Raw genomic sequence first — 24,162 nt, 5'->3', positions numbered from 1 at the left:
TAATACTTATTTAATCACTAAAACTTTAGGATTGATAGGGTACAACCACTCAACACCTCTCTCGGTAATCACCGCATCGTCTTCCAAGGGAACACGTAGTTTTTTGCCACCCCATTCTGGGACTTTGGTATAGGCAAATAGCTCAATGGAAATCAAATTCGAAGGTTTCAGTTCATAAGTAAGACGAACAGGATTGAAAAATGCTACAGAAGGACCAATACCATGCCCCCAATTCCCAACGGAGTGACAACCAATGATTACATCGGTCTTATCCAAATCGGTGAATTTATTGAAACCCTTCATTTTGTTGAATCCTGCCTTGGTCAACGCTGCATAGACCGCATCTTCTGCTTTTTGAGCCGTGACTCCCGGTTTGATGGTTTTTTTGATGATATCACGGACTTTCACCCCTTGCTCAAAGGCATTTTGAATTCCCGCCGGCACATCGGTCTCTCCTTCTTTCAATACATAGGCCATACGTTTCATATCGGTGAACATATTCATGAGTCCCACGCCCCAATCCAACATCAAGACATCACCACGTTGAATAATTCGGTCGCTCGAAGTAGCTTCAACACCATCAGGACCTGTAATGTAAACGGAAGGCATTCCGAAAGACGAACCAAGGTTGTTCTTGAATTGTTGGTCTTTCATAAACCAAGCGACATCTTCAAGTGTCGTTACTCCTGAAGTAATCACCTCGTTAGAAAAGGCTCTTTCAGCAATGGTATACGAAAATTCTCCGGCTTCTCCATAGATGGCAATTTCACTAGCCACCCGTCTGGACCTAAAATCAGAAACCAATTTTTCAGCGGATACAAAGCGTTTTGCATATTTCTCACCGAGAATTTCGGAAAGTTCTAAATAAGCAGAATGGGTGAGTCCGTCTGCACCACCAAAATTCTTGGAAATATTCAACCCAATGGTTTTTGGGTCACGTTTAGCGACAAACTCTTTGAGCTCATCAGCGGAGCCGAAATAATCATAGGTACCGCCTTCTTTCAATAAATATCCGCCAACACCTAGTGCCGCACGTTCGATACGTTCTTTACCTATGTCAGTGAAAATGTAGTAAGCATTTTGGCCTACGTAGCCTTCGCCCATATCGGTATAGAGTGGATCAAGATTGCCTTCGCGATTGGTCACGATCCACATGGCAATATTGTTTTCGCGCATGGCTTCAGGTAGAACCAAATCAAATTTATCTTGACGGACTTGATTCAGTTTGCGCCAACGTCGCATGGCTTCTTGGCCAAAGGTTTGGGCGCAAACAAGTATTGCTAAAAAGAAAATTGCCTTTTTCATAGTTGGTAATTTGTTGAAGACTAAAAATAGGCAATATAATAGAGATTGCTACTCAGGATATGCTAGCAAGGAGAAACTTATGAGAATGCATAAAATAGGAGGGAACCTTAGATGAGTATTTGGGATTTATCCCTTAACCCCGACACCACAAAACAGATGGCCGCCAACAATAGAAGAATACCCGGAATCATGCCTCCTAAATAGAACCCGAGCGCAGCATCTAATGCAATCAACACTGCCAATAACCAGGTTACTTTGCGCAAATCCTGTTTAAGGAATAGCGCCAAAATACCAAAAGCAGCTAATCCTATCAGATGTATTGAGGGATGCGCGAATAAGGCAGGTACGATATCCTTCAAGAACCCTTCAGCATTTGATTTTTCTATGGTTTCACTGACATAGAAGAAACCGCTACCGTGAAAGAGGCCCATGATTAAAAGAAACGAGCTTCCTATGATACAAAATAGCTTTGAAGTTTTGGATATACCTTTTACGTCGGTCATTTTTAGGAGTGTTGATGGTTTACTAATAGACGCAACTACTTGTGCTTTTGTTGCCTAGGCTTTTGTAATAAACAATACAACAGCTCAAATTCCGTTTTATAAATTCAATCTTGAAGTATGAAAAAGCTAGTCCCGTTATTTCTAATCGTATTCATTTTACATTCTTGTTCGACAGATAAAGTCGATGCCATTGAAGATGCTTTGGATGAGTCCGTTGAACTATCCGACGATGAAAACGGCTCAGATGACGATCCCAGTGACGAAAGTCCCAGTAATGAAAATCCGGATGACTTTTTTGAAGACAGCTTCGACACTGACGGGGACCTAATAGATTATGTAACGAACAACGAATCTGCTTTACCCAATATATCTAGCGTTTCAGGACGATATAGGGCAGTTTTAGACGATAACACCAACAATATCACCCTCCATTTTCATGAGGACCAAGGACGCATTGATGCGAAACCAGTCACATTCCCCTTTGAGTTTATCGCTCGAAATATTGGAATAGGCACCTTAGCCGATTCTCAAACAGCACCATCACCCAACGGAAACCCCTATTTGTTTTCAGGTGTTCAAGTACATGATATAGATTTTAATTCCATCAATTCATCACACGTCGTAGTAGGGCACCGAGGTGGCGCGGAATTTACCATTGAAGGAAAAAACACGGTCAACGGTTCGTCAAGCGTTAATGATATCGGGGCCAATACCGCTCCAGAGGGAAGAGCAGATATCAGAATTGTCGGTACAACAGAACGAGAACTAATCGTATACTGGCAAACCCCAAATTTGAACTATTCCACTACAGAAGATAATTGGAATCTCTACCGAGATACTGGTGACTTACCTGGTGCAACGCCTGCTTATGGCGAAGAGGTTTATGTGGGCTTGATTACCTATGCCTATGGTCAGACGGGTGTACCGTTTGTTGGGACTTGTGATGCGATTCAGATAAAGGATTGAGTTACTTACTACGGTACTCGTGGCAGACGAGCTCTAGCCAAGGTAGTGCTTGAGAAAGTTAATTAATATATCGAATCGGATTTTACTCTGATGATTGTGTCATTATAAATTCGTCTACCTTCGAAATTATACTCCAATGTGGGTATCTCAGCCAAAAGTTCAATTTCAAGAGGCCCAATTTGTGGGTTTACCAGGTTATTTTTCCTTAACAACTGCTCATAGACGATTACGGTATTTCTACAATTATCCGATGGACAAACAATTTCAGAATTATATTCTTTGGGACCTATCAAATTGCTAGTATAACCGTTATTCTGGGTAGGTCCAACAATTTTAAAATTTTTTAATCCAATCGTTAGGGGAAAATGTATTTCATATTTAATAATTAAGGACTCTAATTTTAAATTGTCGACTCCATTGGTTATTTCTTCCTTATTTGATTCGTCGAAGAGTCTTAATTTAAGTTCACAGGGATAGTTATCAGTTTGAATCAATAGGTCAGATGAGGAAAAGCTATATTCTGATGAATTAGCTATATTGTGATTTTCATCTATTGAATTTAAATATCTGGTAATCATGACTAAAAATAAAAATAGTGAATACAATATCTTCATTTGACAATTTTGACAGTTTTGACAATTAGAAATTTGTGCAATAACTTCTTTGTAATTTAACTATTCAAATAAACTTATCTTTAAGTTTGTTAAAAATAATTAAATGAAATCACCCAACTGGCAAACAGCCAAAAAATACACCGATATCACCTATCAAAAAAGCGACGGCGTAGCCCGTATCGCTTTTAATCGCCCTAATATTCGAAATGCCTTTCGCCCAAAGACCACAAGCGAATTGTATGATGCCTTTTATGATGCACAAGAAGACACTTCTATAGGGGTGGTTTTACTTTCCGCTGAAGGTCCGTCGACCAAAGATGGTGTCTATTCGTTCTGTAGTGGTGGAGACCAAAAGGCTCGAGGAGACCAAGGTTATGTAGGTGAAGATGGCTATCATCGTTTGAATATATTGGAAGTCCAGCGACTGATTCGTTTTATGCCTAAAGTAGTCATCGCCGTTGTACCCGGTTGGGCTGTTGGTGGCGGTCATAGCTTGCACGTGGTCTGTGATATGACCTTGGCCAGTAAAGAACACGCCATCTTCAAACAAACCGATGCCGATGTCACCAGTTTTGACGGGGGTTATGGGTCTGCCTATTTGGCTAAAATGGTGGGGCAAAAGAAAGCGCGAGAAATCTTTTTCTTAGGTAGAAATTATTCCGCACAAGAAGCCTATGACATGGGTATGGTCAATGCGGTTGTACCACATGACGAGTTGGAAGGAACAGCTTACCAATGGGCGCAGGAAGTATTGGAAAAGTCCCCGACCTCCATTAAAATGTTAAAATTCGCCATGAACCTTACCGATGACGGTATGGTCGGGCAACAGGTATTTGCCGGTGAAGCTACACGTTTGGCCTATGGTACCGAAGAGGCAAAAGAAGGGCGTAATGCCTTTTTAGAAAAGCGTAAGCCTGATTTTGGTAAGGATAAGTGGATACCTTGAATTGGGTTCTTGGATTGCTGGATTTTTAGATGATTTAAGAACTTACCTGTTCCTTCCCCATGCAGGGGAAGGTGGATTGCATCCGCCAACTGGGCGGATAGCAAGACGGAAGGGGTAGAGCGCTTACCCTCATCTCGATCACAACACCTTAGAAAAGAACGAAAACAATGGTTTGGCACTTTAATAATGTTATGTGTTTGTTCTAAGGTTCGGGCTTCAACCCCTTCCGTCCGCAAGCGGACACCTTCCCCTGCTAGGGAAAGGAGCTTCCTTAGTATTTTTTGGGCGATTGGATTTGAATGGGAGTTAAAAGATAGTTTCAACGGATTCCCGCCTTCGCGGGAATGACAGTAAAACCTATTTAAACTAAAAAGAGCTCAACCCTTTTGGACCAAGCTCTTTTACGAGAACACTATATGAAAATGAAAAAATTTACTTCTTAATTACACTTCAAACTTAGTGTCCTTCTAGCGTTTTTCTAAATTATTGTTGTGAGCGCGGGTTTTTTTGTGGTGAAAGGCCAGAATTCTGTTATTTGGGTTTAAAACCCGTGTAGTAAAGACCTGTAAATGAGTTCCTATGCTTCACTTGTAACAAATCTTGAGTTAAGTCTACTTATCATAAAACTCCTCATTGAAGAAAAAACTAAAACGTTTCGCTCTTGCAGTATTGCTACTAACCATAATCCCTGCCTTTGTTGGGGTGCATTTCGTTGCTCCCTATATCATTATACAGCCAGCTAGGGTCTCTCTTAAAACTTCTCCTGAAGACTTTGGTATTACTAATAAGTGCATAACGTTAACCACTGATGACCAACTCGAATTAGTGGGTTACCATATACCTTCACAAAAAAATGAAACTACCGGTGTCATGATATTGGTTCACGGAGTAGGTGGTTGCAAAGAACATTTTGTGGAACTCGGTACCAAACTAGCCAAAATAGGAATTGCGACAATGGTTTTTGATGAAAGGGCACATGGTGAAAGTGATGGTGAGTACTGCACTTATGGGTATTATGAAAAGAACGATATCAGTAAAATTGTCGATTATATAAAGGATGAATATGGGGACATTCCATTGGGAATTTGGGGTAATTCTTTGGGTGGTGCAGTTGCAATTCAGGCGCTGGAAAATGATAATAGAATAGAATTCGGAATCATCGAAAGTACATTTACCGACTTACACCAAGTGGCTTTTGATTATAAGAAGCGATTTATGAAGGGATTTGGAATTCGTTTTGTCTCTGATTATGCTTTAAAAAGAGCCGCCCAAATTGCAGATTTTGACCCTTATGCTGTTCAACCCATTGAATCCGTCAAAGCTATAGAACAACCCATTTTTATTGCGCACGGAGATGCTGACAAAAGAATTTCCTTCTCTTATGGAAAAGCTCTTTTTGATAATTTGAAAGCAAAAGATAAAACTTGGTATCCAATAAAAGGTGGTACCCACATGAATTTATCAAAAAAAGGAGGACAGGCTTACAGAAAAGCCTTGTTCAGTTTTATTGATAGAAACATCAAGGCTGAATCAACTACTCTATAGCCGCAACAACTTCCTTCAAAAAAGTATTCGCATCAAAAGCATCGCCTCCCGCTAGTCCGGTTCTGACGATGACGAGGTCTTTTGAGGGAATTATAAATACCCGTTGCCCTTGAAAACCATTGGCAGAATACAAATCTCGAGGTACATCAGGGTATTTTCCTCCGGCATTGAGCCACCAATGAGCGCCGTAGACTCCGTCTGAGCCTTCAGTAGGTTTGGTGATATAATCAATCCATTTGGGAGCAAAGAGCTGTTCTCCGTTCCAATTGCCTTTATTTAGGTGTAATATTCCGAATTTGGCCCAATCTCGTGTTGTGGCCCATCCATATGAAGAACCAACGAAATTCCCGGCCATATCGGTTTCTATCAACATGGAATGCATGCCGATTTTATCTATTAATGCTGTGTAGGGAAAGTTTAGGTAATCTTGATGGGTTTGGAATTCCTTTCTAAGGATTCCTGAAAGAAGATTTGTAGTTCCTGATGAATAATTCCAAACTTCTGCGGGAGCAGCAATCCGTTTTTTAGCACCTTGCTTCGCAGTCATATCAGTATCTAGAAACAACATTTCGGTCACGTCAGAAATAGACCCATAGTCCTCATCCCATTCCAATCCGCTTTGCATACGTAATAAATCATTCAACGTAATAATAGTTTTAGTATTAATAACAGGAATTGTATCGAAAGGTCTTAAATCTAAATTCAACCCTTCTTCATGTTGGAGAATACCGTACAAGGTTGCCAAAACACTTTTAGTCATTGACCAGCCTAGAATGGGAGTATCCTTGGAGAAACCTTCAATATATTCTTCTGCAACAATTTGTCCTTTGTAAGTCACCAGTACTGTTCTTGTCTTTTGAACCTCATAATTTTCGAATGCTCCGCGAACCGCTGAATTTAACTGCTCATAATCTATGTTCGCAAAAACCGTGTCCTTCTTTCCGTTGTTTCCATATGGAAAAGGCAAAGAGTCATGAAGGGACTTTGTGCGAGTTGGTTTTAAAAGCTTTTGGGTCTTGTCATAATCTTTGTTAATTAGGACACAACCTAATCCATCCCGGCAAACGGTTTCACGTTCCATTAGTCCAAAAACAGAGGTGATAACACTTTTTTCATCTGCGCTTTCCATTTCTGCGAGTTCTATGAGTTCCATATTATTATCACTTTCGACGATATCAGAATACAATCTATCTGCAATAAAATGGGTTGATGCTAGATTTTTAGAAGCATAACCTGATACAATATTGAGTTTCGGGTAATTGAAAAAAATTGCAATAGCAAGTATTACCAGGAGGGCGAGAAGTATTCGTTTAAAGATTTTCAAGATGGATTTCTATTTAATTTAAAGTACTTTTAAGAACGAATATAACCAATAGTTTTATGTCTAACATCGGATTGATAATAGAAGAGCGCAGTAGGGATATTGGTGATTTTTTGGTAGGTAGGTTGATTCCCTTTCGTAAAAAGCGGATGATAGGTCCCTTTATTTTTATTGACCATATGGGACCTACTACTTTAGGTCCGAAAAATTATATGGATGTTGACCAACACCCACATATCGGATTGTCAACGCTAACTTATATGCTTGAAGGGGAATTGATGCATGAGGACGGTATTGGTACAAAACAACGCATTCAACCCGGTTCTGTCAATTGGATGGTGGCCGGAAAAGGAGTTTCACACACGGAGCGCACTCCAAGGGACTTGCGGAATGGCAAACAGTTTACGGCACATGGATACCAGATTTGGGTGGCTTTGCCTAAGGATTTAGAAGAAATCGAACCGGAATTCCATCATATTTCCGCCGAAGAATTACCAAGATGGAAAGATGGTTCTACGGAATTTACTTTGGTGGCAGGTGAGGGATACAATAGAAAATCCCCGGTTCCTGTCCATTCACCCCTATTTATGGTTGAAATTAAAACTACGGAAGAGTACCAACTAAATACCAAGGATAACTTGAAAGGTGAAATCGGAATTTGTATTGTAGAAGGGGGAATTGAGGCATGTGGAGAAGCTATAGGGAAAGGAAATATTTTAGTTTCCAAAGTTGAGGATACTTGTCAAACGATTTTAAAACCCAACACCCATCTGTTATTATTCGGGGGCGTACCTTTTCCTGAAAAACGACATATTTACTGGAATTTTGTTTCTTCGGACCAAGAAAAAATTGAAAAGGCAAAATCCGCTTGGGAGGCGAAAACCTTTCCCATGATGGATGATGATGACACCTATGTTCCACTTCCTGGGCAAAAATTAAGTTAAATGAGAGCGAAGGTCCTTCTGGTAGCAGTACTATTTTTGAGTTGTGCGAATGACAAGGAGGACAAATTCATCTGGAAATCAATGCAGGTAAAGGTTTCGGCCTATAATTCAGTGCCTTCGCAAACGGATGGTGAGCCTAATATTGCGGCTTGGGGAGATACGCTAAAACCTCGAATGAAGGCTATCGCTGTATCCCGGGATCTATTGGCCTTAGGATTAAAACACAATACCAAAGTAATGATAAAAGGGCTGCCAGGAGTTTATTTGGTAAAGGATAAAATGGCCAAACGATGGACAAAAAGGATTGATATTTATATGGGTGAAAAGGTGGAGAAAGCTAAAAAATGGGGTGTTCAAGACCTGGAAATCGTTTATGCCATTGAAAAAGATACGCTAACCCATTCCGTAAAAGAGTAATATGCGCTACTTGAAATCAGTATTTGCCGGTCTGTCCATTATACTATTTTTTGCTTGCAAAACGGAATATAAAATCATTGACAAACCTATAATCTTTGACGAAGAGCGAAAACAATTGACATTACAGTACTTGGAGGATAGGTATGGTTTAAAGCAAAGCGAACCAACTATCGACCCCAAGATGATAGTTCTACACTGGACGGTCATCCCTACTTTTGAGGAATCTTTCGAAACTTTTAATTCGTCAACACTGCCCAGCAGACCAGATATCAAAGCAGCAAGTACTTTAAATGTTAGTTCACAATTTATGGTAGACAGAGACGGGACTATTTATCGTTTACTTCCAGAAACAACTATGGCTAGACATGTCATCGGTCTAAACCATTGTTCTATAGGGGTCGAAAATATTGGCGGGACGGAAGATTTACCATTGACAGAGGCGCAACTAAAGTCTAATATTTGGTTGGTAAATTATCTTTCGAAAAAGTATGCTATTGACTATCTCATCGGGCACTATGAATACACGCTTTTCGAGGGCCATGAACTCTGGTTGGAAAAAGATGATGGCTATCGTACTGAGAAGACCGATCCTGGAGAAGATTTTATGGGAAAAGTCCGAGAAGCCATAAAAAAGAAAGAGTTTCAACCTTTACCTAAAATTAGAACAGAGAAAATAGAATAGAGAAAAAAGAAAAGACCAGAGATTAAAACTGATATTCTCTTTTCCATATTCTCTTTTCTTAAAACACTATAACACTTACAAAAACTATGAAAATTAAATTTTTTACACTCATGCTCCTAGTAGCTGCTGTCTCTTTTTCCCAAGAAAGCGATATCACTGAACAACTCTTTGAGACTTACGAAAACTACAAAGAGCCGAGTCTAGATAAACGAAGAATCAAGCATCACCAGCTACAGCCTTTATTGGCAAAGTTTAGAGCGAATCCGTTTTTTACTGTAAAGGTTGTTGGAAAGTCCATCGAAGGGCGTGATTTGTCCCTAGTGAGCATAGGGCGGGGGAAGACCAATGTTTATTTGTGGTCGCAAATGCACGGTAATGAACCTACAGCCACGCAGGCCATTTTTGATATTTTCAATTTCCTATCAAGCGACGATTTCAAGGATGAAAAAAAGGAAATATTAGATAATTTAACTTTACATTTTCTCCCAATGTTGAATCCTGATGGGGCGGAGCGATTTCAGCGAAGGAATGTTTTAGGAGTAGATATCAATCGAGATGCCTTGCGTTTACAGTCCCCAGAAAGTCAAACTTTAAAACGTGTCCGTGATAGTCTCAATGCTGATTTTGGATTCAATCTGCACGATCAAAGCACCTACTACAATGCAGAACGCACAGAAAAACCGGCTACAATATCTTATCTGGCTCCTGCCTATAATTATGAAAAGGATATCAATGAGAAGCGCGGAAATGCTATGAAGGTGATTGTTTTTATGAACAATATTATTCAGAAATATGCGCCAGGACAAGTAGGTCGCTATAATGATGACTTTGAGCCTAGGGCTTTTGGCGATAATATTCAAAAATGGGGGACAAGCACTATTCTGATTGAATCCGGGGGATATGCCAATGATATCGAAAAACAAGAGATTCGAAAGTTAAACTATGTATCCATCCTCTCAGCGATTTATACAATTGCCAAAGGGAATTATGCGGATATTCCGTTAGAGGATTATGAGAAGATTCCTGAAAACGACCGAAAATTGTTTGATTTAAAGATTACCAACGCTACTTACGAAATTAACGGGAAGCCTTATATACTTGATATCGGAATGAACCGATTGGAAGTTCCAATCGAAGAAAGTACTGATTTTTGGTACAGTAGTCGAGTTATCGACCAAGGTGATTTATCCACGTATTACGGCTATGAAACTTTCGATGCTAGCGGATATACTATACGAGCAGGCAAAGCTGCTCCCGAAATTCTTAAAATGCCTTCTGAACTTAAAGCCAATGAGGCTCTGGAATTATTGCAAAAAGGCTATGCCTATGCGCGTTCAAAAAATATTCCTTCAGATTGGCTGGATTTCAAAATGCCCATGCATTTGATTTCCCCAGGATACGAACTCCCAGAACTCAACTTGGAGGTAGGTATAAACCCCACTTTCCTACTTGAAAAAAATGGGCTTTACGAATATGCAATAATTAATGGTTTTCTAATTGACCTCAAAAACGGTGAGGGAAATTTCAAGAATTCCATGATTTATAGATAAAAAGAAGCCCCAATATTACTATTGGGGCTCAGTATTAGAAGTTAAAGCTTGTGCTTACGTAGTCCATATTATTCAGCATAAAGACTAAAAGTGAGGCTACGGTTACAACAATTCCTGAGAATAGGCAGATAACTGCATATTTATAAGAATTAGATAATGTTCCTACTGGACTCTCTTTGATAATGTTTTTAATCGTTTTCATAATTTCTGAATTTTAGTTGTGTTTTGTTTACACTCCAAAATTACTTCAGAAACCGAATTTATATCTCACTGCCAAAAGTGAAATTACACTCCCTGAAAACAGGGTAAAGCCTTATATACTAGTCAGATATCGTCAATTGATTACCTTTTATCCATGACTTCTCTTCATCACCATAGTATAAATAAACTGAACTTGCAGGTGCCACGTAGTTACCTGCTATCTCAGCTTTGAGGTCCAAGTTGATGACCTTTGTTTCCGCAGGGCCCATTTCACGCCAATAGAAGACCAGATAGTTATCGAATATTTCATAGAAGGCAACTTTCTTTTGCTCAAGGATTTCCTTTAACTGCCATGGTTGAACCGATGTTCCAGAAGGAATTCCAACAATAGCTGTGGTCATCGGCAGGCCATGTTCTCTCTTGTTTGAGACGGAAACTTTCATACGCACAATGTCAGCGACTTTATAATTACCGGGTGTGATTTCTGTTTGCATATCAACTTTGCAATTCTCAGAGGTATCCGGTAGGTCGCTATCCCACCTCACATTCATGTCGTACGGAAAGGTGACTTTTGGGTTTTTGAACTGTATACTAATAGTTTGTTTCCCATCCTTTATATACTTTTCAAGGCTATCGATTTTGACATTACCCGAGTTGTTCAATTGAAGTTTTTCCTTTATTATCTTTCCATTTAACAGTATTTCAATAGTATCATCCTTGCCAATAATCCTTGATTTTTGAATCTTGGCATAGGCTATCAATGCTTTAAGAGCCATTGCGGTAGATTGCGTGGAACCAAATCGCCCATAAGACCTTCTACTAAATAAATGTTCAATGCCTTCTTTAATTAAGAGTTCATTTGATTCGAAATCTTTCAACAATGCCAATAATACGTAAGCAGTTGTCTCTATATTTTTAGCAGCACCGTAAGACCTTGTAATTGTATGCTCCACCGGAATATTTGCAAAACCATGATTTCTAATGTTTAATTTCACATAGGACATCAGGTTTTCATAATCCGATACTTTTTTCAGATTATGGCTTGACAGGGCCGTTAAGGCCAACTTGTAAGTATCTAAGCTATCCAGCGCATGAAAATAGGCAGTTCGGTATTCTTTTTCTAAATCAACTTTTGTATTGGTTTCAGTGAGCGCATAAACGATATATGCGTTGTTTACCTCTTTCGGACCGCTTGAGAATCCATATTTTCCTTTGTTTTGAAGAAATCCTCCCTTATTATCCCTGCGGCTCAATAACCAGTTAATGGTTCTATCAATCATTTTCTTGTCCACACCGTCATAAACTCCTTCCATTTCTTTAAACTGCATCAGACCATAAGCTGAAAGCGCTTCATGCGGGGGTGTTCTTCCGTACCATTCAAAACCATTTTCCTTAGTTTCATAGGCGGCCATTCGTCGATAACCATCGGCAATGTATTTTTTAGCCCTTCGTTCAATTCTCGGTCTGATTTTTCCTTTTTCTTGCAAGTATTTGAGTATTAAGATATTCGGATACGTCGCAGAAGATACTTGTTCAAAACAGCCATAGGGTTGGCGCATCATTGACGCAATACCATTCATGACATCTCCTGTTATATCAGTGTACAGCGTAAATTCAGCAGACAATGAATTGGGAACGGCATTATTCACTTCAAATTCGAATGATTGACTTTTCGTACCTGAAATAGCCGTTTGCATTGGAAAATAGGGACTGAGGATAGAAACTTTCTTGTGTACCAAATCCTGATACTTATCAGATTTTATGGTAGCCCTTATTTTTAGGTCATCCCCCTTTTTCTTTACAAGAACCTTTACATTTCGTATCACAGTGGAGTGTGCGGCAATGGTAATATTTTTATCAATAGTTTCGGCCAGTTGTAGATTTTCCGGCAAATCCAATTGCAGCTCCGAAAACAGCGTTTCGTCCGATTCATTTACGATGGTAATTGGCAATACCACAATATCATTTAGTGTCATGTAGCTAGGAGTTTTAAAATCAAGGTTCAATAACTTCTTGGTACTATAGTCCTTTTCTTGTCGCCCTAAAAGACCGTTGTGTCCAACACCTTCTGCACTAATTTTAAAAGAGGTTATCGCATCCGAATTATAAAATTCAAATTCGGCCTCTCCTTTTGCATTCGTTTGTACTACGGGATTCCAATAAATTGTTGACCTAAAATCGGTACGCTCCTCTGGAAGTTTTTCCCCCTCATACAGTGGCACATAAAATTTGGCTTGACGATCTAAAGTATTTCCGTTGTAGTTATAGAAATCATATGAGACATAGTTGTTGTACTTTTTATTGTTTAATTTTTTCTTACTAAAGGAGTTATAATTCGCTTTTTTTGTAGAGATTAGAATTACCCCGTTACTTCCAGCTGAACCATAAAGTGTAGTAGCAGCAAGGTCTTTCAAAACCGATATTGAATTGACTTGATCCGGGTTTATTGTCATTTGTCCCTTAAAATCCATCGGAATGCCATCAACAACGAATAACGGTTGATTGTTTCCTGAAACTGATGCATGGCCCCGTATGTTTATTTTGGTAGCGGCACCAGATATACCTGAAGAGCTTGTGATTTGTACCCCGGCTACTTTGCCCTGCAGTGTCTGAGCTATACTTTCATTTGTTTGCAACTCCTCAGACTGTATATATGTAACACTTCCTGTTGCATCTCTTTTTCTAGATATTCCCATAGCCGTTACAACAACTTCATCTAGTTGGGCAGTATCTTCCGTTAAAACAAGACTGGCTTTAGCTTCCTTGTTTATAGGTTTCTGATTTGGTTTTACGACCCCATAAAAATCAAAGGGCGTATCTGGGTTTGGAATTCCCTTCTTGTTTTGAGGTCTGCTTGAAAAACCATCTGCCCTTCTTTTTGGGCGAATGCGTAAAGGGGCATTATCGTCGGTATATGCGACTAAGGTGAAACGACTTCCCTTAGACATTTTGAAAGAGAATTCCCCTTTATCATTGGTATCAAAATCAAGTACTTTATTATCATTGTTATCGAATAATAACAATTGTGCTTTTCGGGGATTTTCTTTGTGGTCGACCACCACACCATTTTGAATAGCCAATTGCTCAGGCTGATAGGCTGCATTATAAAGTGAGACTTCTTTTTCTTGAATGTAATCTCTCCAACCATGCGTCAGCATAACATAATCAAGGGCTTTTTTTCCTTTTGACTCTTCTTTATCAAAGTAAAAAACAGGTTTGTGAATTTCACCTTTGAGTTCCGATGACATTAAGAGATATGATAAAATATGATCCTGTTTGTCATCGGCAAAAGACAGTAATTTGTTATCCGCAACAGCAACCGATATGTTGGAGGAAACGGGTGTTCCTGTCTTATCTTTAGTATGTATTTTAACCGAAACTTTTTCCCTAGTATTGAAAATTTCCTTTTCAATTTGGATATCAATTTTTAGTTGTTCATCCTGTTTTAAGAATATCAGGCGCTCTGCCAGAACCCTCTTTTTTTTGCCAAGAATAGTAAACTTCGTAATGCCCATAAGGAATTCATCCGTAGCTATTTTAATGTTTTTATCTTCGGATGCTATTGGCTGACTAAAAATTTCACCAGTGCTATTGGATATCTTCAAATGCAAATCTTCTTTTGTATTTGAAAAAAGGGATAGCGCTACAGTCTTATTTTCCTCCTTAAGTGAAAAACGAACACCTTTTTCGAATACCTCTGGTAAGTTTAATTGTCGATCGGAAACATAAGGTTTCGTTATTTGGGCAAAGTACTTTTTTCCTGCAATAGGTTCGAATTCAAACCCGCCCATTCCATCATGATAGCTATCAAAATCCAGAATATGATTTCCTTCATTATCTACTACTTCCCCTGAAATATCTGCAGGTTTACCATATTCATTGATTGCTTTAAAGGCAATTGTATTGGATGTTCCGGCAATAATTTTTCCACTTTCAGGAAAGAACTGAACATCTAAATTTTCTAAAAACACAGGAACATTTCTGGAAATAGATTCCGTTGAACCTTTGTGTGGTATGAGCATATTTAGGAGTACATCTGTTGTTTCAAGGTCATCAGGTAGTTTGAATTTTGGTTTTAACTTGCCTTCAGCATCTGTACGCAGTTTTTTGTTTAAATAGCTTTTTCCATCTATCATCACGGCCAGATTAACCTCAGTATTTGACAAGGGATTATTTTTTAAATCTTTGACTTCAAAATCAGCGGTGACTTCCGACGACCTTCCGTAACCTTCCTTTACGAATTTTAATTTCATCAGAAGCTTGGGCTGTACTACTTTTTGAACCGTAATTTTTTTGGTGAAGAGTAGCTCTTCCCCATAGTTACGCATCCAATTTGTATAAATTTTAAGTGTATATACACCACCTATCCATTCTTTATTGATGAAAAAATCACCATATGAATACCCATTCTGAACAGGTAATCTTAGCGTTTTGACAACCGAGCCCTTGGGAGAAATTAAATCGGCATACATCATCTCACTAATTGCAGAAATGGTATTTGATCTATTCATCACATATGACTTAAACCAAATGGTCTCACCAGGAAAGTATAAGGGTCTATCCGTATGGGTATAGATTTTCTCAACCAAATCTAGTTTAGGTTCATCACGATTGAATGAAGTCAATAGTAATCCTAAAAAGAAAAATGTTGCTATTTTACGAATGGTTTTAAGTGTAGTGTCCATGCTCTAAATTTTTATATTGATTTTCATTCCCACCTCGCTGATAGTCGGGTTGTTAAAAAAATGAATACCCTGACTCGATGTCTGATCAAATAGGCTTGAATAAGGTGTGGCCCCTTTAAACTTTGAAATCATAAAGAGATTGGTGCCATATATTCCTATTTTAAGCTGACGAAAAAATGGTTTTGAATCTTCGTGTTTTTTTTCAAAGGATAAATGAATTGATTTTAGGTTTACGTAACTCCCATCAACAATGGCATCTTCGGCAATACCTTCAGACCCATTTCGTTGGACCCTATTAAAGAAGGAGTTGTCTAATTCCCGCTCTAGTGCAGATTGTTGAGAGGTTCCGAAATAGTTTAGAACACTTTGCGTTCCGTTCCAGATATCTCCACCTTTCTGGTAGTCTATCACAAAATCAAATTGAAAACCTTTCCATTTGAAAATACTTGAGAATCCTAAATTGAAATCGGGGGTGGGGTCACCAACTATTTCAGGTATAGGACTAATCACAGGGAATCCTTCGGAATCAACAATAATAGTATTCTGGGCATCCCTTTCATACACGCTACCTACTAGCACTCCTGCGCGTTGCCCTTTGATAAGATTTTTTGAAAGAGAAGAAAATCCTGCAATAGGAATTGAAGTGTCATCGGTAAGGAGGTCTAGAACTTTTGTTCGGTAAGAGGAAAAAATTAGTTTCGGTGTAAACGTGAATTCGTCGTAATTATAGGTATTTCCTTCAAGGGACCATTCAATGCCGGAATTTTTGATATTCGCTACGTTTTGAAGTTGGTATTGATTGTTTTCCCATACCGGAAAGACACTTCCATTAGTAGTATTTGAATAATACGTAGTGTTTAGTGTCCAGTACTGTTGGCTTATTCGCATACCTAGGTCAAGGTTTAGCTCATAACTCTTCTTTTCTTCTAACTTCACAGCATCTGATGCAAAAAGGTCGTTGTTGGCCGTATAGCCAAAACTCTCTTCAGGACTGACTCTTAAACTGTTATGACTCAAGTTGTCATAAAACAAATTGAGGTAATTGATATCATTACCATAACCTAATGAAAGGTCAAGCCTTTCTAATAATCCTGAATAAAAAAGACGTCCAAACTCATACTCAAGTTGAAAGGTGGGTAAAAACCATTTACTGTTTTGTTTTGTTGAAGTAAATGAGTTGTTGACAAAGGAAAACTTAGCATTTCTGTCTAAAAACCTGTAGTCGATTCTTGTAGCCCAACGAAAAATTGCTCGACTCAAATCACGATTGATGCTGTTGCTATTGATTGGGTTGATAAAAGTATTTGTATCAAATCCATGGCTTTCTGAAAATTGGTATTTTAAATTTTCATTGTTATAGTGTATTGAAGAAAATACCTCTAGTGTAGTTCCCCCAAAATATTCATCCCAGTCAATACTAATGGTTGAATCGAAAACGTCCTTGGTGATTACTTTATCACTTGTGTAGCCATCAAGGAAACCTGCCGTATTTGTAAACAATCCAAACTCTTGGTTATTTGTACTTAATGTGTATCCGAATTTGCTATTCATGCTAACCCTATCTGAAATGTAGATTTCATTCCGTAATACGGCCAACCATAAATCATTCTCAAGTTGATTTCGATTACTATTTAGTAACCATTTAGGATTATTAAATCTTGAAGTACTGAAGCTACGCTGGTTTCCATCTTGTAATGTGGTTCCTTGGTCGTTATCGAAGCTAATTGGGGTAACCAAAGCATTTAAAAGGAGGTTGTTTTGAAATCCATTGATGTTGGGTTGATTGTCGATTGATTTAACATGTTTTAAATCCATATACCATTGGAGACCATCATTCGCAGGTGAATTGTAGTAATTAAGATTCAGCTCATTAAGATTGTTTTGCTCAACATTATAAATATCCATCCCTGAATTATTCAAGTAATCAAGGCCAAAAAAGTGCTTGTCCGTAGATACTTTAAGGAATAGGTTATTTGTGGTTTTTAGTACATTTCGAAAAGGATTATTATCGTAGATAATCCCGGTTTTTCCAGTACCACCCCCAGTTGCAACCAGTCTTCCATTTGTATCAAAAGGATAACTAACGCCATCAAAATCTAAGGCGTTTATTCTAGGTCCATAGGAGAACTGTGTGCTGGTTTCAGGACCTAAATATGTATTTGTTCCGTTTACTGGAATTCCTTGTGCAAATGTTTTTTGAATTTCAGGTAAGTTGCTTTGTTGTACAAATTGCATTCCTAACTGTGAGGAAATGCCAACTTCAAAAAAAATATCCGGCTTGAAGTATGTCAACTTAACAGTATTTCCTTTTTTTGAAATTTCTTTTAATCGATTGACATTGAGATATTGTTTGCCGTTATGCGTTTTAGAGCTTTCTTGAATATTAGGAACTACAAGAAAAGATGGTATGTGTTTTTGAACCGAAGTTTGGTAAGTTGTATCTAATATGCTTTTTACAGCAACGGTTTTTACAGCAGTTGAATGTTGTTTCTCTCCGAACATTGCCGCAGTAATCTTGACTTCCCTTGTCTGTTGCCCAATATAACTGATGATAATGACGTCTCCGATCTCACATTCGATACGATAGTTACCATCAAAATCAGTTTGAGTACCCTTAGTCTGACCCTTGATCACTAGATTCACACCAGGAATAGGCACGCCATCGGAATCTTCTATAGTACCTGAAACAAAGCCAGATTGGGCTTGAGACAGTATTCCTGTCAAAAACAAAAGAATGGTGAAGAATGCTTTATTAATGAAAATTGGTCGTTTCATACTTTTGGTCGTTGATTATGAAAACGAAACTATAACCAAATAGTATTATATAAAACGTGAAATGAGGGAAGTGGCCCGTACGATTAGGGAAGGTATCTATACTTAGACACAAATCAATATTTACAAAACAAAAAAACAGCGGCCAATTGAAAAGCCGCTGTTTGAGATTATCTTATTTCGATATACTTATTAATACCCGAAACGAATATTTACATTTGGCCCATAAATCAACAATAAAGTCATCATTGTTAAAAGCAGGCTTACGATTACAGAGAATAAAGAAATCGCCATAAACTTATACCATTTTGGCATTCCGTTTAATGAAGAATTTTGAATTAAAGAATTGATTACATCCATGATAGTGTTCTTTGAGGCTTGGTTCTAACAAGCGGATTAAACATTACATAGTCTAAGGATGTAGGCAGGACATTGACTTGGGATTCAGTAAAGAAACAACTATCCGCAGAAAGTCCCTACCCTTTATTGTAACAATTAGTTGAAATGCAAAAAAAAAGGAGAAACGGTATGTTTCTCCTTTAAAATGATTGTTTTTTAAGACTATTCGCAACCTCCTGTAAATCCTGTTGCGTCAAATTTCGTTTGTACAGCGCCTTGCTTACTACCTGCCTTGACTTGAATAGCAAGATTATTTTCACCACTACCATCGCGCTTAGGACTACAGTATTCAAATAGATAAAAACTGTTAGCTCGTTCGGATACGCGGGTTGAAATTTCGTTGAAGGTGGTTTCCAATTCTTCTTTATTTGCAGCAAATACACTAAAAGTTTTTCCGATATCGGTAAGTACCTGGGTATCGATTTCACCGCCTAGTCCAATAGTGAAGAAGGAAATGTTCGGGTCTGCTTCATCTACCTTCTTTTGCGCAGCATCTTTTGTAAAACGAGATGCCTGATCTGTACCATCGGTAAAAAGTACCACTGAAGCTGCACCTATTTTGTCGCCTTGCGTACTGGCATTTAGTAGTTCAGTTGCTCTATCTGTTGACTTTATTACCGCACCATATAAGTCGGTTGAAGGGTCATTGCTAATATCATCGGTTATTCCATTAATTGCCATTGTCAACTCTTCTTTGGAAATCGTCAAATCATTTAATAGATGTAATTCGTTTTCCCCATCAAACCAGTAAATAGCCATTTTAAATGATTCCTGAGCGGTATCTGGCATCACATTGTCAATAAAACTTATGCTGGCGCTTTTAAGCTCAGTTAAGCTACTGCTCAATACACTGTTACTTAAATCCAGGACCAACAAAGTATTATTACTAAAAACCTGTGAATTCGGTGATATTCTGGCTAAGGACTCAGAAGTGGATATCGTATTGAAACAATCATCGTTTCTTCCTTGTTCGTAAATTGTAAACTGATCGGCCGTGAGTCCAGAAATAGGGTTTTGATCGCTATCGGAAACTTTAAAAAGAATGGATACTTTACCTGGTAGGGTAGTGAATTGTTCTTGAATGGATAGTATGAGATCGTTCTCGCCTAAGTTCAAGCATTCATCTACTTCTTTACCTTTTCCTAGTCCGTCTCCAGTATTCAGTCGGAAATTGACATCATCGTCCGCATTCCCGCAGGAAACAAAGAAAGTAATAGATAAAAGCAGGATAACTAATTTGGTGAATGGTTTCATTTTCTAAATTTTGGGTTCACCTCTCAGAACGGTCAAAATCCATTTAAATTATAGGGATCTTTTAAAATAAGTGTTAAACATTGTTAAGGGTTTTTCGTAGTTTTCCATCTTCATTTACAAGAAGTTTATCAATTCATGAAAAAAACGCCGGTCTTTTCAACGCTGCTTTTGCTTTTATATATTTCTGCAAATGGACAAAAGAAGAATCAAGATTTTAGGTTAGAAATTCGCAAAGTAAGCTCTGCGATAAACATAGATGGCATTGGGGATGATGCTGCTTGGAAAGATACCGATGTAGCAAAGGATTTTCATATGGTTCTGCCCATGGATACTGACCCCGCGAATGAGCAGACCGAAATTCGAATGGCCTATGATGAAAAAAGCTTCTATTTATTGGCCACTTTTTATCATAGCGGTTCAGCAAAATATACTGTTGAATCGTTGCGAAGGGATTTTTCCTTCGGGAAAAATGACAACTTCCTTTTATTCTTAGACCCTTTCAATAATCAAACCACTGGATTTTCTTTTGGTTCCAATGCTTATGGAGCTCAATGGGATGGAACGATGTTCAACGGTAGCAATATCGATTTAAATTGGGATAGTAAATGGGTATCGGCCAGTACTCACGATGAGGAAAAATGGGTCTTCGAAATGGCTGTCCCATTTAAATCTATTCGATATGAAGAAGGGGTAAAGGAGTGGGGGATTAACTTTAGTCGGCTCGATTTAAAATCCAGCGAAAAATCAAGTTGGACGCCAGTTCCTAGACAATTTCCGACATCTTCGATGGCCTATAATGGGACGCTGGTATGGGATGAAGCTCCCCCAAAACCGAGATTGAACTTTTCGGTCATTCCATATGTTTTAGGAGAAGTGACTCAAAACAAAGCGAACAATGAGGAGCCCGAATATAATCCGAAAATTGGAGGCGATATAAAGTTCAGCCTGACACCCTCATTAAATCTTGATGTTACTGTAAATCCAGATTTTTCGCAGGTAGAAGTGGATCGTCAAATAACGAATTTGGATCGCTTCGAGCTCTTCTTTCCAGAAAGGCGTCAGTTCTTCCTTGAAAATGGGGATTTGTTTGCCAACTTCGGTTATCCGACTATTCGACCTTTTTTCTCGCGACGAATAGGATTAGGAGTGCCCATTCAAGCTGGAGCGCGAATAAGTGGTAATATTAATGACTCTTGGCGCGTGGGACTTATGGACATTCAAACTGGCAGTATTGATGAAACAGGTTTGCCGAGTCAAAACTTCGGTGTTTTATCCCTACAGAAAAAGGTTTTCAGCAGATCTAGTATTGGATTGATGCTTATTAATAAACAATCCTTTAATTATCTGAATGAAAGCGACTCTTTGCGGACGATATATCCAGAATACAATCGAAATCTTGGTATTGAATACAATCTAGCATCCTCCAATAATTTATGGAATGGAAAGGCCTTTGTTCTAAAATCTTTTTCTCCAAATGATGATGCTAATGGAATTACACAAGCAGCGCATCTTGAGTATAGAAATCGCAAATGGAGTTGGCGCATTCAAGAGGAGTGGGTAAGCGAGGATTATAGCGCAGAAGTAGGTTTTGTTCCTAGAACGGGCTATGTCAATTTTAATGGGTATTTAGGGCACTTGTTTTTTCCAAAGAATGGAAAAATAGTAAGTCATGGACCTACATTGAATTCCCAGTTCTATTTCACGCAGAATTTTCGACGGACCGATAATCTGAACTATTTGGTGTATCAGTTGGACTTTAGGAACCGTAGTAGTTTTGAATTCTTTGTTTCTGATGATTATGTTGAGCTTCTATTTCCCTTTGATCCTACGCAATTAGGAAAACAAGAATTGGAAACAGGGACAAAACATCAATGGAATGCATTTGGTGGAACGTTTTCCTCTAAACCTCAAAGCCTTTTCACTTATGGTTTTGATACCAGGTTCGGGGGCTATTTTGCCGGAGGCAATAGAACAAGTATTTCAACAGATTTAGGGTATCGTTTTCAGCCCTACCTAAGCTTAAATGCTAGTTTAAATTACAATCACATCAAGTTACCCGCCCCTTGGAATACGAATGAATTTTGGCTCATTGGAAGCGAAGTGGATATTACCTTTACCAACAAACTTTTTTTCGCGACTCTTTTTCAATACAATGAACAATCGGGTAACTTTAATCTGAACTCACGGTTTCAATGGCGTTATGCTCCAGCCTCAGACCTCTTCCTAGTGTATACAAATAATCAGATTATAGACCCATTCATGCCTCGCGATTGGTCATTGACCCTAAAGTTCACCTATTGGTTTAACAAATAATAAATTAATAATGGATGAGAAATCGAATATTGCAATTTTAGTTCTTGCTGCTGGCGAATCATCCCGTATGGGAGAAAAGGTAAAACAAATACTTCCTTGGAAGGATACTACTTTACTGGGAAATGCACTTGAACAGGCAAAGACTTCTATGGTAGATGCCATTTTTGTTGTTTTAGGCGCTTATGAAGAAAAGATAATGGCTGAAGTGCAACTAGAGTCCATTGCAATTATTAAAAACCATAATTGGAAAGATGGATTGGGAAGCTCTATAGCGGCTGGCATAGAACATTTTTCATCAAAGGCATTATCTTTCGATGCATTACTGATTATGTTGGCCGATCAACCTCTAATCGATTCCAATTACTTAAACAAGATGATGGGTAATTGGAGAGGTAATCCATCCAAAATTATAACTACGCAATATGAAAGTCGAATGGGAGTACCAGCCATATTTGGAAAAGAGTACTTCACGGAACTACAAAAACTTAACAAAGATTTTGGAGCTAAGGATATTATAGCTTCTCATAAAGATGCTATTTTAGCATTGAATCCTGAAGGAAAAGAAATCGATATCGATAGCTGGGAAACCTATCAGGAAATATTAAATAAAAAGGCTAAATAAAATTCACAAAAAGATGTATATCAAAAAGTTAGTGCACATTTTTTCTTTATTTGTACTTAGTTCGATTTCAGCACAGGAAATGGGCTTTGAAGAGTACAACCCGAAATCTACTTTGGTCGTTGAAGGTGTGGAAATCACCAAGGCAAAATTCCCCTTTATAGATGTCCATAGCCACCAAAGAAATATGGACGCAACAGCTCTAAGCGGCCTAGTTTCTGATATGGATAAATTGAACGAGGGTATTATGGTCAATCTCAGTGGTGGCTCAGGAGAAAGCTTAAATGCCAAAATTGAAAGCATTCAAAAAAACTACCCGAATCGGTTCGTAGTTTTTGCTAACGTTGATTTTGATGGAGTAGGTAAGGAGGGATGGAGTGAAAAAGCGGCCGCCCAATTGGAAAAGGACATCAAAGCTGGGGCTAAAGGCTTGAAAATCTATAAAAGTCTTGGGCTTCGATATAAAGATTCAGATGGAAATCGTGTGGCCATTGATGACCCCCGATTGGATGCTATATGGGCAAAGTGTGGTGAACTCGGTGTTCCCGTTTTAATTCATGCGGCTGATCCAAAGTCCTTCTGGGATCCTATGGACGGAGAGAATGAACGTTGGTTGGAATTAAAAACAAGGCCAAGAAGAAAACGTTCAGCCACCGACCCAGCACCGTGGGAACAGATAATTGAAGAGCAACATCGTATGTTCAAGAAACACCCCAATACTAATTTCATCAATGCCCACATGGGTTGGTATGCCAATAACTTAGGCAAGCTGGGTGAACTTTTAGATGAAATTCCTAATATGAATGTAGGTATTGCTGCAGTTATCGCTGAGTTGGGCAGACAACCGAGAAATGCCAAGGTATTTTTTGAAAAGTACCAAGACCGTATACTTTTCGGAAAAGATAGCTGGAAGCCTGAAGAATTTCCAACCTATTTTAGGGTGCTGGAGTCAGACGATGAATATTTCCCTTACTACAAGAAATATCATGCGTTCTGGGCGATGTACGGACTTGATTTATCCGATGAAGTTCTGAAAAAGGTATATTACAAGAATGCACTAAAACTAATTCCGGACTTAGATAAAAGTCTATTTCCAGAAGAATAAGCACCATAGATTTTTTAGAAA

At 38.5% G+C, this 24,162-nt stretch carries 18 protein-coding genes; 10 read left to right on the top strand and 8 right to left on the bottom strand.

Annotation, left to right across the window (positions count from 1 at the left end; translation table 11 throughout):
* Positions 1-6: 6 nt before the first annotated feature.
* Together FEE95_RS12815 and FEE95_RS12810 are read right to left on the bottom strand one after the other, a co-directional pair.
* The gene (locus FEE95_RS12815; protein ID WP_138658341.1) at positions 7-1,305 is read right to left on the bottom strand and encodes a M24 family metallopeptidase; all 1,299 of its coding nucleotides are present in this window, start codon (positions 1,303-1,305) and stop codon (positions 7-9) included.
* 107 nt (positions 1,306-1,412) lie between these two features.
* Positions 1,413-1,808 (bottom strand): hypothetical protein, encoded by a 396-nt coding sequence (locus tag FEE95_RS12810; protein ID WP_138658340.1) that lies wholly within the window; start codon positions 1,806-1,808, stop codon positions 1,413-1,415.
* A 117-nt stretch (positions 1,809-1,925) separates the two neighbouring features.
* Here FEE95_RS12810 and FEE95_RS12805 point away from each other — a divergent pair, with 117 nt between their 5' ends.
* The gene (locus FEE95_RS12805) at positions 1,926-2,774 is read left to right on the top strand and encodes a hypothetical protein (protein WP_138658339.1); all 849 of its coding nucleotides are present in this window, start codon (positions 1,926-1,928) and stop codon (positions 2,772-2,774) included.
* Positions 2,775-2,836: 62 nt separating this feature from the next.
* Here the strand turns inward: FEE95_RS12805 and FEE95_RS12800 are convergent, their stop codons facing one another.
* Positions 2,837-3,388 (bottom strand): hypothetical protein, encoded by a 552-nt coding sequence (locus tag FEE95_RS12800; protein ID WP_138658338.1) that lies wholly within the window; start codon positions 3,386-3,388, stop codon positions 2,837-2,839.
* 103 nt (positions 3,389-3,491) lie between these two features.
* Here FEE95_RS12800 and FEE95_RS12795 point away from each other — a divergent pair, with 103 nt between their 5' ends.
* Both FEE95_RS12795 and FEE95_RS12790 read left to right on the top strand, forming a co-directional pair.
* Positions 3,492-4,334: a 1,4-dihydroxy-2-naphthoyl-CoA synthase gene (locus FEE95_RS12795; protein WP_138658337.1), complete on the top strand. Its 843-nt coding sequence runs from the start codon at positions 3,492-3,494 to the stop codon at positions 4,332-4,334.
* 633 nt (positions 4,335-4,967) lie between these two features.
* Positions 4,968-5,879 carry an alpha/beta hydrolase gene (locus FEE95_RS12790; protein WP_138658336.1) on the top strand — a complete coding sequence of 304 codons (912 nt, stop codon included), beginning with the start codon at positions 4,968-4,970 and terminating at the stop codon, positions 5,877-5,879.
* Here the strand turns inward: FEE95_RS12790 and FEE95_RS12785 are convergent.
* A complete protein-coding gene (locus FEE95_RS12785; RefSeq protein WP_138658335.1) occupies positions 5,869-7,203 on the bottom strand; it encodes a serine hydrolase domain-containing protein in 1,335 nt (444 codons plus the stop codon). The genes FEE95_RS12790 and FEE95_RS12785 overlap by 11 nt on opposite strands.
* Before the next feature lie 56 nt (positions 7,204-7,259).
* Between FEE95_RS12785 and FEE95_RS12780 the strand changes: the two genes are divergently transcribed.
* The 4 genes from FEE95_RS12780 to FEE95_RS12765 all read left to right on the top strand — a co-directional run bounded on the left by FEE95_RS12780 (position 7,260) and on the right by FEE95_RS12765 (position 10,793).
* On the top strand, positions 7,260-8,144 hold the full coding sequence (locus FEE95_RS12780) for a pirin family protein (RefSeq protein ID WP_138658334.1): 885 nt from the start codon (positions 7,260-7,262) through the stop codon (positions 8,142-8,144).
* A complete protein-coding gene (locus tag FEE95_RS12775; protein WP_138658333.1) occupies positions 8,145-8,561 on the top strand; it encodes a 3D domain-containing protein in 417 nt (138 codons plus the stop codon). It abuts the gene before it with no gap.
* 1 nt (position 8,562) lies between these two features.
* Positions 8,563-9,243, top strand: coding sequence for an N-acetylmuramoyl-L-alanine amidase (locus tag FEE95_RS12770; protein ID WP_138658332.1), 681 nt, complete (start codon positions 8,563-8,565; stop codon positions 9,241-9,243).
* A gap of 86 nt (positions 9,244-9,329) precedes the next feature.
* Positions 9,330-10,793 carry a M14 family metallopeptidase gene (locus FEE95_RS12765; RefSeq protein ID WP_138658331.1) on the top strand — a complete coding sequence of 488 codons (1,464 nt, stop codon included), beginning with the start codon at positions 9,330-9,332 and terminating at the stop codon, positions 10,791-10,793.
* A 320-nt stretch (positions 10,794-11,113) separates the two neighbouring features.
* Here the strand turns inward: FEE95_RS12765 and FEE95_RS12760 are convergent, their stop codons facing one another.
* The 4 genes from FEE95_RS12760 to FEE95_RS12750 all read right to left on the bottom strand — a co-directional run bounded on the left by FEE95_RS12760 (position 11,114) and on the right by FEE95_RS12750 (position 20,104).
* Positions 11,114-15,679: a TonB-dependent receptor plug domain-containing protein gene (locus tag FEE95_RS12760; RefSeq protein WP_138658330.1), complete on the bottom strand. Its 4,566-nt coding sequence runs from the start codon at positions 15,677-15,679 to the stop codon at positions 11,114-11,116.
* A 3-nt stretch (positions 15,680-15,682) separates the two neighbouring features.
* Positions 15,683-18,454, bottom strand: a complete 2,772-nt coding sequence (locus FEE95_RS12755) for a carboxypeptidase-like regulatory domain-containing protein (protein ID WP_138658329.1) — start codon at positions 18,452-18,454, stop codon at positions 15,683-15,685.
* A gap of 189 nt (positions 18,455-18,643) precedes the next feature.
* Positions 18,644-18,811, bottom strand: coding sequence for a hypothetical protein (locus FEE95_RS22140; protein ID WP_171037040.1), 168 nt, complete (start codon positions 18,809-18,811; stop codon positions 18,644-18,646).
* A 201-nt stretch (positions 18,812-19,012) separates the two neighbouring features.
* Complete coding sequence (locus FEE95_RS12750; protein WP_138658328.1) at positions 19,013-20,104, bottom strand: vWA domain-containing protein; 1,092 nt, start codon at positions 20,102-20,104, stop codon at positions 19,013-19,015.
* Between the two features lie 135 nt (positions 20,105-20,239).
* Between FEE95_RS12750 and FEE95_RS12745 the strand changes: the two genes are divergently transcribed.
* From FEE95_RS12745 to FEE95_RS12735, 3 genes are read left to right on the top strand one after another with little or no spacing between them, the layout of a single operon-like run.
* The gene (locus tag FEE95_RS12745; protein ID WP_138658327.1) at positions 20,240-22,417 is read left to right on the top strand and encodes a DUF5916 domain-containing protein; all 2,178 of its coding nucleotides are present in this window, start codon (positions 20,240-20,242) and stop codon (positions 22,415-22,417) included.
* A 10-nt stretch (positions 22,418-22,427) separates the two neighbouring features.
* Positions 22,428-23,039 (top strand): nucleotidyltransferase family protein, encoded by a 612-nt coding sequence (locus FEE95_RS12740; RefSeq protein ID WP_138658326.1) that lies wholly within the window; start codon positions 22,428-22,430, stop codon positions 23,037-23,039.
* 13 nt (positions 23,040-23,052) lie between these two features.
* Positions 23,053-24,141, top strand: a complete 1,089-nt coding sequence (locus FEE95_RS12735; protein WP_138658325.1) for an amidohydrolase family protein — start codon at positions 23,053-23,055, stop codon at positions 24,139-24,141.
* Positions 24,142-24,162: the final 21 nt, after the last annotated feature.

Source organism: Maribacter algarum (ex Zhang et al. 2020), assembly GCF_005885635.1.
Taxonomy (GTDB): Bacteria; Bacteroidota; Bacteroidia; order Flavobacteriales; family Flavobacteriaceae; genus Maribacter_C; species Maribacter_C algarum.
The sequence above is the reverse complement of the archived record's forward strand: the minus strand, read 5'-3'. Positions and strand labels throughout refer to the sequence as shown.